Origin of the sequence: Winogradskyella damuponensis, from assembly GCF_039538385.1 — a bacterium.
GTDB lineage: Bacteria > Bacteroidota > Bacteroidia > Flavobacteriales > Flavobacteriaceae > Winogradskyella > Winogradskyella damuponensis.
In genome coordinates this window covers 399,636-411,992 of sequence record NZ_BAABCB010000030.1, presented here as the reverse complement: position 1 = coordinate 411,992, position 12,357 = coordinate 399,636, and the positions used below count along the sequence as shown (strand labels likewise).

9 protein-coding genes are annotated in these 12,357 nt (G+C 33.3%); all 9 read right to left on the bottom strand.

The features are described from left to right. Position 1: 1 nt before the first annotated feature. Positions 2 to 2,488: a TonB-dependent receptor gene (locus ABD730_RS16975; protein ID WP_344716087.1), complete on the bottom strand. Its 2,487-nt coding sequence runs from the start codon at positions 2,486 to 2,488 to the stop codon at positions 2 to 4. A gap of 169 nt (positions 2,489 to 2,657) precedes the next feature. Then, positions 2,658 to 4,073, bottom strand: a complete 1,416-nt coding sequence (locus ABD730_RS16970) for a hypothetical protein (RefSeq protein WP_344716086.1) — start codon at positions 4,071 to 4,073, stop codon at positions 2,658 to 2,660. Next, positions 4,070 to 5,014: an alpha/beta fold hydrolase gene (locus ABD730_RS16965; protein ID WP_344716085.1), complete on the bottom strand. Its 945-nt coding sequence runs from the start codon at positions 5,012 to 5,014 to the stop codon at positions 4,070 to 4,072. Before ABD730_RS16965 ends, ABD730_RS16970 begins: the two co-directional genes overlap by 4 nt. After that, positions 5,011 to 6,516 (bottom strand): class I adenylate-forming enzyme family protein, encoded by a 1,506-nt coding sequence (locus ABD730_RS16960; RefSeq protein ID WP_344716084.1) that lies wholly within the window; start codon positions 6,514 to 6,516, stop codon positions 5,011 to 5,013. Before ABD730_RS16960 ends, ABD730_RS16965 begins: the two co-directional genes overlap by 4 nt. Beyond that, on the bottom strand, positions 6,491 to 8,002 hold the full coding sequence (locus ABD730_RS16955; RefSeq protein ID WP_344716083.1) for a sodium/pantothenate symporter: 1,512 nt from the start codon (positions 8,000 to 8,002) through the stop codon (positions 6,491 to 6,493). Before ABD730_RS16955 ends, ABD730_RS16960 begins: the two co-directional genes overlap by 26 nt. A gap of 436 nt (positions 8,003 to 8,438) precedes the next feature. Next, positions 8,439 to 8,615 carry a hypothetical protein gene (locus ABD730_RS16950; protein WP_215926682.1) on the bottom strand — a complete coding sequence of 59 codons (177 nt, stop codon included), beginning with the start codon at positions 8,613 to 8,615 and terminating at the stop codon, positions 8,439 to 8,441. An 83-nt stretch (positions 8,616 to 8,698) separates the two neighbouring features. Next, positions 8,699 to 9,217, bottom strand: coding sequence for a ferritin (locus ABD730_RS16945; protein WP_215926684.1), 519 nt, complete (start codon positions 9,215 to 9,217; stop codon positions 8,699 to 8,701). A gap of 74 nt (positions 9,218 to 9,291) precedes the next feature. Next, on the bottom strand, positions 9,292 to 10,194 hold the full coding sequence (locus ABD730_RS16940) for a histone deacetylase family protein (protein WP_344716082.1): 903 nt from the start codon (positions 10,192 to 10,194) through the stop codon (positions 9,292 to 9,294). Further along, positions 10,195 to 12,312, bottom strand: coding sequence for a Tex family protein (locus ABD730_RS16935; protein ID WP_344716106.1), 2,118 nt, complete (start codon positions 12,310 to 12,312; stop codon positions 10,195 to 10,197). Positions 12,313 to 12,357 lie beyond the last annotated feature (45 nt).

Here is a 12,357-nt window from a genome sequence, read left to right as displayed (position 1 = left end):
CTTAGTTAACAGTTGCTTTCTTTTGCTTTAAGTTAAATTGGTACTTTAACTCAAAAGACGCTAGTGTTTCTATAATTGGAGAGGCTACAAATTCTCTAACTTCTGCGTTAAATAGGTTGGTAATACTAAGTCCCATTGATAGTTGGTCTGTAATGTTATAACCTGCATTTGCATCTACTGTAAAGCCTCCTAGTTGGCCATAATTCCATGTTCTTCCTACTTGAGCATTTTCAACAATTTCGTTAACTCCATCGCCATCCTGATCTTGTGTTTCTGCAGCAACGTTTATGCCTGAGAAGAAATCGTATTTTTCAACAAATCTCCCGTAAATAGCTCCGTAAAATTTTCCTTTGTTATAGTGAAGTCCAACACTAAATTTGTTATTTGGTGTATTAATTGGTAGTTCGCTCTCTAGTACCTGACCGTCTAAATTTCCGTCATTAGCAAGATCATCGGTATCTAACTCACGACCAAAATAGGAATAGTTAACTGAAGCTCTAAAGCTATCAGAGAAATAATAGTTTAGCCCAATATCAAATCCGTATGTGTCTACATGTCCAAAGTTTAAATACGATAGAATAAACGACCCATCAGAGCCTTCAACAACTTCTCCAATAGGTGTGTTGCCAACATGTGTTACATTATTGCCATTAGCAGCATCGGAAACCGTAACTAATGGGCTAATAAAATTGTCAGATTGGTTGTAATATGCATTAACATCAATAAATAATTTGTCTGATAATTGGCCTTTATATCCTATTTCGTAAGAGTTAATGGTTTCAACATCTAGTTTTGGAACTTTAGTACCATCTGTTAATGTAAAGCCTTCTCCGTTACCTATTACTAAACCACCAAATAAATTCCCTTTAAGATTTAAAATAGAAGGTACAGCTATACCTTTTCCGTAAGTTAACCTAAACGTGCCGTTATTTACTTTTTTAGTCACGGCAACTTTTGGAATAAAGTTAGAACCGTATAACTCGTGATTGTCAAGTCGTCCTCCAAATAAAAATCCCCATCCAGAATCGTCTAGTTTGTATTCTAATTGTGTGTAAATTCCGGTTTGATCTAAATCTATACCATCTTTATCTAAAAGGTATGTGCCTTTAGAATCTGCCATGTCTAATTGGTATTGTGCTCCTAAGGTTACATAGAAATCATTCCAGTTATTATTGTATTGCGCTTCGGCATTAAAACGTTGTGAATCATCTTTGAAAAGTGCACCTCTTTGAAGTGGAACACCAACACCAGGGCCTAATGGAAACCATTGTTCTGTAAAGGAGCGTTCGCGAGCTTCTTCTTCTGAAAATCCATTTTCTATAAACGACACGTAGTTTTGTGTTCTTTGGTTCATAGCATAGGTGTCTTCAGTATTACTCCATGTGTAATAGGTATTAGCGAAAAAGTGTTTAGAGACAAACTTTAATTGCGCAACATCAATACTCCAATCTTTGATTTGGTTACGACCAGCACTTGTTATTCCAATATTATTATTGTTACTGTGGCCGTAATATCCTATAAGTTCTGAACTTTTTGATGGTTTGTAATATAAAGAAGCTCCATATTTTGAAGATTCAAAATCACGGTCTAAATCCAATTCTTTATATGCTTTAGTGCCTACATAAACACTATCTGCATAGTTGAATTCTTTACCTTGAGAATGTTCAAAATGAAACTTGTAAGCGAATTTGTCGTTAATTGCTTCGGCATGTCTAAAACGTGTTGTAAATACACTTTGATTACCAAAACCTAAGGCAACAGTAGTTCCTTCAGACTGTCTTGGATTTTTGGTAATTGTACTTACTAAACCGTTATGGGCGTTAGGACCGTAAAGTGTTCCGTTAGGGCCTAATAATATTTCTACACGTGCAATATCGTCTTTAGTTACTGTAGAGAATGAGCCTAAAGGTAGACCTGTTGCTATTAATGTTGATAATCTATCGTCAGTAACTTGTAAATTCTTAGAGTTAAAAGCCGAGTTAAATCCTCTAATGTTAATTCCTGTACCTAATACGCCACTTCTTACAAAATCAACTCCTTTTTGTCGTGCGGCTAATTCTCCAATATTGAAACTTGGAAATTCTTCAATGTCTTTTGATGTAATAACATTAACTGTTGCTGGTACATCTGTGATTTTTTGTGGTTTCTTGTTTGCTGTAATTATCACTTCATTTAAAATACTATCCGATTCTTTTAATGATGTGTTTAGTGATGTGGCTTTACCTGCAATTATTGTAATGCTTTGAGTTGTGGTGGCAAAACCAACGTATGAGATTGCTATGTCGTAAGTGCCTGCAGCTATATTCTCTAGAATAAATTTTCCGTCGTAATCAGTTACTGTTCCTTTGTCTAAAGATTTAATGTAAACGGTTGCTCCGGATAAAGGAGTGCCACTTGCTTCTGTAATTATCCCAGTTATACTACCGCTATTTTGAGCAGCCATAGCAAACGTACTAATGAGGGTTAGTAATAAAAATAGTTTTTTCATAATATAAGACAATTGATTAAGTTAGTTTATTTATTAGTTTGTAGGCAATCTATTATGAAATAGAGAATAAAAAGCAATAAATTAATGAGCTTATTAGTGTGACTTTTTGATTTTAAATACTAATTTTTTAGGAATTACATAATAAAAGCATTGTTTTTAGTGGAAATGTTTAAATGTGTGACTTTAATTCTAAAAAGGCTTCAGGTAAGTTGTTAGAAAGTGTATCAATGACCTTAATCATCAATTGTTTTTGATTTTTTGTAGGACAAATAGCTTTAAGAGGTGCTTTTATTTCATCTAAAAGACGCTTAGAATTTATGTGCCCTTCCATATATCTTGAAAGTGAAATACTCCATGATATATTTGGTACATAATTATTTTGTTTCTGACGTTCACTTTCCTTTTCTATAAGGTTAAATTTTGAAGCTAATTTTAGAACATCTTCGTATTTTTCTAGTATGATGAGCACATTAATATAAGATGTAAAAAAATGATGCCAACGATGATTTAAGACTTCATTCTTATATTTCTTTAGAAAGGTTTTGGCGGTAGCTTCAGCTAATTTATGTTTTTTAAGTTCAGATAGCACACGGATTTGATATGAACAATACCCTATTTTTTGATGATAATTGTGGGTTTCTTTATATAAATCATGATGATTTTCTAAAAGCGAAAATGCATTTTCAGGTTTGTGATTTCGTAATAAAATAGCGACTAAATTATTTAAGTACATTAAGGCGTCATTATTATTTTGCCTAATGGATAAGTAGCCATAAAACTCTGCTTTTTCAAATTCATCTTGTTTAGAATGTAGTAAAACTCTGCTGGCATAATAATTAGATAAGATGCGTCTAGAGTACATTTCGCCTTCATTGAAGTAATAGTCTATTTGATCGAAAATAATTTTTAATTTATCATTTTCATTATAATTAGTGTACATAAAAGCGAGCAAAACAAAGGCTTGATATCTGTTTTTACCATCAATATTTTTATCGTTAAAAGTTTTTAAAAGCCAAGATTCTAAGTGTTTTGTTTCGTTATTATTAAGAGTGTATTGGTTGGTGATTTCTGTTGTTGCTGCATATAATTTGTCTTTAATAATTATAGCTTCTTTGTAGTGTGTTCTGTAGGATTCTATAAAATCAGCAACTGTTTTATGGTCTTTATAACGCATTCTTACCAAGAGGTAAGACTTGTATTCTTTGGCAAGCTCGTATAAATTTTGAAAATTATATTCAATGTTTTTGTAGGCAGAAATGTAGTGTAAAAATTCTTTTTCTTCATTTGAAGCTATTGCATCTGTGAGGATTTTTTTATTTAAAGACATAATCCAAGCTATAGTAGCATCAACATCTATACTTGCTAATTTCTTTTCAATCCAGACTTTTATATAAGAGTATTTTCGTTTATCAATTTTATCATCAAAATCTATAGGTTTATTTTGAGATAAGGCATTGGCAATTACTAATGAAATAATGCGGCGTTTTTCTGAATCTGTAAATTGATATTTGTCTTTAAGGTATTTAGCTTCATTAGGTAAAATGGTTTTGCTAAATTCCGTAAATTTTTTAAGCTTAGTTTTCATTTTTTATTGGTGAATTGCTGAATGAGTGCATTCACTTCTGTTGGTTTTTCGTATTGCACAAAGTGACCTGCGTCTTTTATAAATTCAACTTCGACAGATTTAATATGATCGTGTGCTATTTTGCCAATGTCTTCAATAGTTAGCTTTGGATTAAAATAGCGGTTAGGAATCAGTGCATCCTTATCTCCAAAAAGGACCAAAGTTGGTTGTGAAATGTTTTCTAAATCTTTAAAAACAGGTTCGTCTAACATGCCAGAAACACTACTAACAATAGCATTACAATGCGCTTCAAAATCGGATGCGTCTTTAATTTTCATTCGGTCATCTATCATATTTGAAACCGCATCTGGTATGGAGTGAAAATTAAGAGCATAATTTTTCTCAATTTGTGCATCAGTTGTGTTTTTAACCATTTCAGGAGTGAAATAAGCCTTCATAAATGTGGCATTGGTTTCTGTAAACTGCTCTAAACCGGCTGGTGCAACTAAAATCAGTTTTTCAATAGTATCAGGATAAGTTGTTGCAAATTTTATACCTGCTTGTCCACCCATAGAGTGACCAACTAGGATGATGTTTTTTAACTCTAATTTTTCAATGAATTGATGCATAAATTCCGCAAAAAAAGAAGGAGTGTAATCTGCTTTTGGCTTAGAAGATTTTCCGTAACCAGGTAAATCTATGGCGACACAAGTATAGTCGTTTTTTAACGTTACAATATTTTTAGACCAAGCATCAGAATTACTGCTTAAACCATGTACAAAGAGTAATGTTTTTTTTCCATTTCCCTCTTTAATGTAGCTAATTTCTAAACTATCTAAAGTTGTAATGTGGCTTTTAAAATTATAGTCTGAAAGTATATCTTTCATTGGTTTTTTAGTGTTTTGCGAGAATAATGTAGTGTTAAAAAGAGCAATTATTAATACTATTCCGAATTGTTTCATTGTTGGGATTTTATAGCGTTAAAATATTTTGTTAGTTTTTTTCTCGATACTTTTCCTAAGCTAGTTAATGGAATTTCATCCAAAATAAATATGTGCTTTGGGTGTTTAAAAGCTACGAGGTTAGTTGTTAATACGTCTCTAATTTTTGTTACCGAAAGGTCTTTGTTTGCTGAGGTTACAAATGCTATGCCGCATTCTCCCCATTTTTCATCTTTCATGCTTAGAACAACGGCTTTTTTTATGCCTTTGATATTTTCAAGGTGGACTTCAATTTCTTGTGGATAGATGTTTTCGCCACCAGAAATATACATGTCGTTTTTTCGCCCTTTTATATATAAAAATCCTTCGTTATCACTATAGGCAAAATCACCAGTAAATAACCAGCCTTTTTTTATTTTATTACTTGTTTTTACCGAGTTGTTCCAATAGCCAGGTGTCACAATATCACCTTTTATACAGAGTTCACCAACTTCATTTGGCTTAACGATTGCTCCATCTTTATTTACGATTTTAATGTCTAAATAAAAGTTGGGTTTTCCAATGGAGTTAGGTTTTAGTTCTGCCATTTCATGATGCAATGATGTAATGCTTGGGCCGGCTTCGGTTAGCCCATAGCCTGGTCTTATATAAATGTTTTTTTCGGTTTTCCAGAAGCTCACAAGCTCAGAGGGTACTTTTTCACCACCAGATATGATATAGCGTAATTTTTTTAGGCTAACGTCCTTAAAAACAGGTGTTTTTTGCATCATTAATAACATGGTTGGTAATGCCATAAATAATGTGGTTTGGTTGAGTTCTAAAAGACATAATATTTTTTGGGCATCAAACTTTTCTAACATGCCAATATGTGCGCCTTTGTGTAATAATGGAGTGACAAAAACATTCCATCCAGAAGTATGGTAAGGCGGTAATGTGTTTATAGTGGAATCTCTAAATGTAATTCCGAGTTGCATGGAGGTGTTTAAGCTATTCCAAAAAAGCATTTTATTCGTGTAAATAACGCCTTTTGGTGTGCCTGTTGTTCCAGATGTATAGAAAATAAATAGCGGGTTGTTTTCTTTAATTTGGAAGGTTTTGGTTGTAGAATTTTCTGAGTTTAAATAATAATCAGCCAACTTCTCAAAAGTTGTAACTTTTAAATTTTGAATAGGTAATTGTTCGGCTTTGATTTTGTGATTGTTATTATAAATAAATAAACATGGTGTACAATCGGTGACGAGTTTAGAAATTTCGTTAACAGATTGACGGTAATTTAGAGGCACAATAACGAGTCCCATACGTTGACAAGCCACAAAAAGCACTATATATTCTAAGCCATGATCTGCTAAAACGGCAACTCGGTCTCCTTCTTCGAGATTAAGTGCTGTAAATTTTTCAATTAACCTATTGGCGTAGACATGCAAGTCGCTATACGTATAAGTTTTGTTAGCATCATACGATGTTATAGCAATTTTATTAGGCGTGTAATCGGCCCATTTAGCTGTCCAATCTAGTCTGTCCAAGTTCTACTTTTTTTGAATCTATTTTATAAATGATATAACCTACAATAAGTGATGTTATAATTCCGATAGCTGCCGAAACACCTGGGTTATTTACGGGCTCTTGCATATAAGGTGTAATTCTTCCGTAGTAAATTCCAAAATGAACAACAATAGCTGTAATACTAGCTATAAAAACCGAACGTGTAGATACATGATTTAAAAATGTACCAAACAAAACAGGTACAAAAGCAGCAGCAAAATAGGCATAAACCCCATTTTGGGCAAAAATAGCCACACTTACATTTGGGTTTTTAATCTGTTCCCAACTTAGTAAAAAGCTCACAATGCCTAAGATGATAATCACCACTTTATTAATGGTTATGGTTTTTTCGGTGAATTTATCTTTAAATAAAGGGGTAATGATATCTGAGGTAATGGTAATAGATAAAGACTGAATTAAGCTTTCTAGAGTTGATAATCCTGCGGAAATTAATCCAACAACAATGACTAGACCTACACCTACAGAAAATTTTGTAACGACGTAGGTTGGGATAATTTCATCCATTCGTAATTTTTCTCCATTGACCATAAAATCAGGAAAACTGATTCGTGCATATAAGCCTACAATAACCACTAAAAAGAACACTATCATAAAAGCTATGCCGCTAAATAGATAGGTATTTATTTTACTTGAATCTTTTAATAATAATGATTTTGTGATTATATGAGGCTGGCAAACAATAGCGACTCCAATAACAATTTGAGTAACGATGATTTCAAAATAATCTCGAAATAGGAAACTTTCTGTATTTGTTGGTTTTGTTAAATTGGGATCGATTGCATTTAGTTTCTCAAAAAAACCAGTGATACCATCTGCAAAATATTCGTAGCCCGAACCAATTAAAATAAGCGCCACAATACACATAATGATGGCTTGAATGGTATTGGTGTAAACCATAGAATTTGCGCCGCCAAACATCATATAACCAAAGACAAAAACGGTAATTCCCATAAGCACATAAAAGGGATCCATGTTAAGTGATTTTGAGATGACTTGAGTTAACCCAACATTGATGAGTACAATAAATGTGATGAGTAATAAGGCAATAATACCAAAGAAAAAAGCATAATTCTTGCTGTTATAGCGTTTGCCAATCCACTGCGCCATGGTTGTTGCTTTTACAGCATTACCTTGTTTTACAAAGCCTTTTGTAAAAACAATTAGTGATATAAATGCAGCAATTGGTAATACAATAGCAAACGAGATGACGCCAGAAATTCCGTAGAGTGCAATAAATCCAGGATTAATAATAAATGTTGCGGCACTTGTCATTGAAGCGGCTAAAGACAAACCAACAACCCACGATGGGAAGCCAATATTGCCAACGGCATAATCGTTAATGCTCGTGTTTTTTCGTGCTCCTCTTATGACAAAAAATAAGATTACAGCAGCATAAACTGCTAATAAAATCCACATGTAGGTGACTAATTGGTCTGATGCTATCATTTCAATACATTTCTTTAGAAACAAGTAACAAACTTTAAATAATTTTAGACTTTATTATTTTTGTTTATAAAGGTGTGACTTTTATGTGTTTTTATACAAAAATAGAATTATGATAAATATACATTTAAAATATTTAGGTGTGACTTTTAATTTTTTTTAAGAGAATTAAAGATGATTTTAATACGTTATTTCTATTTTTTGAGTGAGTTTAATAGTTAATCTTTTTTTTGCGTTATTAATGCTCGCAACATAACATACAAGTATAGTGATTGATGATAAGCAACTCGTTGTTATAGATTGTAGTTATAACGTGTTTTTATGATTTAGGAAAGTCTATAAAAAACAAAAACAGCAACCAATAGGGTTGCTGTTGTCGTTTGTAAATCTATTGTAGATTTGAAGTTTATTACGTATTTAAAAAAGAGTTGTTTTAGGTTTAAGCCACTTTTTTGAGTAAATCAAAACAAGGACATTTTTTACAACGCTTGTTTTCTGCTTTTTTATATTTTTTACAACATTTGGTTTTTACTTTGCCAAGTGTTTCAATACCAGAAGCTTCAAGAACCTTAATACGTTCCTTTTTTAACTTTTTATTTTTCTTCTTTTTGCCCATCTTTAGTTTTCCTGCAAAAGGAAATCTTTAAGTTTTCAGGACAAAAATAACTATTTATAATTAATCTAAATAAATTTTAACATTTATGCTCCAGGTGTGTCTGCTGCTGAGTTAACGGTAAGTTGTTGTATGTCTCTATCAAATAAATACAATCCGCCTTTGTCATCACCAATCATTTTTACTTTATCTAGGATTGTTCTGGCCATGGCTTCTTCTTCAATTTGTTCAGAAACATACCATTGTAAAAAGTTGTGCGTGGCATAATCTTTTTCTTGTAAAGAGATGTGAACTAACTCATTAATACTTTCAGACACAAAAATTTCGTGCTCTAAAAGTTTTTCAAACATAGCTTTATACGATGTAAACGTTACGTTTGGGGCATTTAGTTCTGAAATATGTGCATGTCCTCCGCGTTCGTTTACAAATTTAACAAGCTTTAGCATGTGTTCGCGTTCTTCATCAGATTGGCTGTACATAAAACTAGAAATACCTTCTAGGCCTTTTACTTCTGCCCAAATAGCCATAGCTAAATAGGCTTGAGAGGATTCAGCTTCGATTCTAATTTGCTTATTTAGTGCGGTTTCAATAGATTTTGATAACATATTTGTAGTGTTTCTCACAAAGATAGGAATAGTTAATCCGTTGGTAAAATATTTGTGAAAAATTGCTTTTTAGATTAAAAGTAAATCTCTTGCGCTAATCGAAATGTGTTTGCGTGCGCGTCTACAATCGTTTTGATTTTTTGGGAATAACCGCCGCCCATACTACACATAACAGGAATTTGATTGGCTTTGCACTGTTCTAAAACAAAACGGTCTCTAGCTTTACAGCCATCAACGGTCAGGCTCAGTTTTCCTAATTTGTCGGTTTCAATTACATCAACACCACATAAATAATATATAAAATTTGGTTGTTGTTCTGCGATGAGGTTTGGTAACGTCTTTTCTAATAATTTTAAATAAGCAGAATCATCAGTATCATTCTCTAAAGCGATATCTAAATCACTTTGCTCTTTTTTAAATGGATAATTGCTTTTTCCATGCATAGAAAATGTAAAAACAGAAGCGTCGTTCTGAAAAATCTCTGCTGTTCCATTGCCTTGATGTACGTCTAAGTCTACAATTAAAATGTTTTGTGCTAAGCTATTTTGTTGAAGGTACCTTGCTCCAATTGCTTGGTCATTTAGCATACAAAATCCCTCTCCACGATTTGAAAAGGCATGATGTGTACCACCTGCAATATTCATGGAGATACCATGTTTTAAAGCAAATTCACTAGCTTTAATTGTGCCGTCTGCAATCAATATTTCCCGCTGCACTAAAGCTCTACTTAACGGAAATCCTATTTTACGAGCAGCGCGTTGATCTAGAGTTAAATTCACTAAATCATAATAATATTCAGGGTCATGTACAGCAAGAATATGTTTGTCATTAGGCTTTTCTGGTTGAAAGAAATTAGCCTGAGTACAGGTGCCTTCGTGTAAAAGTTGCTGTGGTAATAATTCATATTTTTCCATAGGAAACCGATGTCCTTCTGGAAGTGGATGTTTATATATAGGATGAAAAGCTATTTTGAGCATCTAGTTATGAAGCTTTAATTGAATCCGTTTTCGAGCCACATCAACCTCTAAAACCTTGACGATAATTTGCTGATGTAAATGCACATGTTCGTTAACGTCCTTTACAAAACTATCCGATAAATTTGACACATGAATCAGTCCACTTTCTTTAATCCCAACATCTACAAAACAACCAAAATTGGTGATATTATTAACGATGCCTGGTAATAATTGTCCTTCGTGTAAATCGGTAATGGTTTTTATATTTTGGTTGAATGTAAACACTTTGGCTGTTTCTCTGATGTCTAATCCAGGTTTTTCTAGTTCTTTTATAATATCCTGAAGCGTAGGCAAACCAACCGTTTCTGTATAATATTTTTTTAAGTCTATTTTTTGAAGAATGGTTTTGTTTCCAATTAAGTCTTGAAGCGAAACCCCTTCGTCTTTAGCCATTTTTTCAACGATTTTATAAGTTTCAGGATGTACAGATGAATTATCTAAAGGATTTTTAGCATCGCGAATTCTTAAGAAACCGGCTGCTTGTTGGTAAGCTTTTCCTCCTAAACGTGGCACTTTTTTAATAGCGTTTCTCGATGTAAAGGCTCCGTTTTCGTTTCGGTAATTAAAAATGTTTTCTGCTAATTTTAGTCCAATTCCAGAGACCGAACTGAGTAGTGGTATGCTTGCGGTGTTAATGTTAACACCAACGGCATTCACACAATTTTCAACCACAACATCGAGCTGTTTTTGAAGCTTTGTTTGATCCACATCGTGCTGGTATTGCCCAACTCCAATAGATTTAGCGTCAATTTTTACCAATTCGGCTAGGGGATCTTGTAAACGTCTTCCAATGGAAACTGAACCACGAACGGTAACATCGTAATTTGGAAATTCGTCTCTAGCAATTTTTGATGCCGAATAAATACTTGCTCCAGCTTCACTAACCACAAACACCTGGATGTCGTTTTTAAATTGAATTTTTCGAATTAAAGCTTCAGTTTCGCGAGATGCGGTTCCGTTTCCAATGGCAATGGCTTCAGTTTTATAAGCTTCAGCTAAAGAGGAAATCTTTTTTATAGCACCAATACTATCGTTTTTTGGAGCATGTGGATAAATCGTTTCATTATGTTTTAAAGCTCCTTGTGCATCTAAACAAACGACTTTACAACCTGTTCTAAAACCAGGGTCGATGGCTAAAACGCGTTTTTCGCCAATAGGTGAGCCTAATAAGAGTTGCTTTAAATTTTTGGCAAAAACAGTAATCGCAGACTCATCGGCTTTTTCTTTTGCTTTTTGAAGGGCTTCATTGCTTAACGATGGAAATAATAAACGTTTGTAAGCATCTGAAATAGCGAGTTCAATTTGGTCTGCACAGGCGTTTTTGCTGCGTATAATTCTATGGTCTATATGTTCTAAAGCACGTACGTCGTCAATTTCAATCTTCACACGAATAAAGCCTTCGCTTTCTGCTCTTAAAATAGCTAATAGTCGGTGAGAAGGAATACGGCTTAAACTTTCGGACCAATCAAAGTAATCTCTAAATTTTTGCGCTTTTTCATCGTCTTTTTTAGTTTTAATAACCTTAGTAGAAATTTGAGCATGACGCTCTAATTGGTTTCGTAGATTGTTTCTAATATCCACACGTTCATTGATCCATTCGGCAATAATATGTCTGGCTCCTTCTAAAGACTCATCAACAGATGAAAGGTCGCCTTTTACATATTTAAATGCAATAGATTCAATGTCATTTGCCTTTTGACTCATGATGATTTTAGCCAAAGGTTCTAAGCCATTTTTACGAGCCGTTTCGGCTTTGGTTTTTCGTTTTTTCTTGAAGGGTAAATACAGATCCTCAAGCGTGGTGAGGTCTTGAGTATTTTCAATCTTTTGTTTTAAGTCCTCGGTTAAAACGTCTTGTTCTTCTAAAGCTTTTAAAATGGCAATTTTTCGTTTTTCTAAAGCTTCAAATAACTCTTTGTATTTGACGATATCAGCAATTTGAACTTCATCTAAATTTCCTGTAGCTTCTTTTCTGTATCGCGAAATGAAAGGAATGGTACAATCTTCATTCAGTAACTGAATGGTGCTTTTTATGTTTTTTTCTGCTAATTGCGTGTGTTTAACTATATATTTAATCATCATAAAAAAGACCTTATACATTTAAAATTATAAGGTCTGTAATAT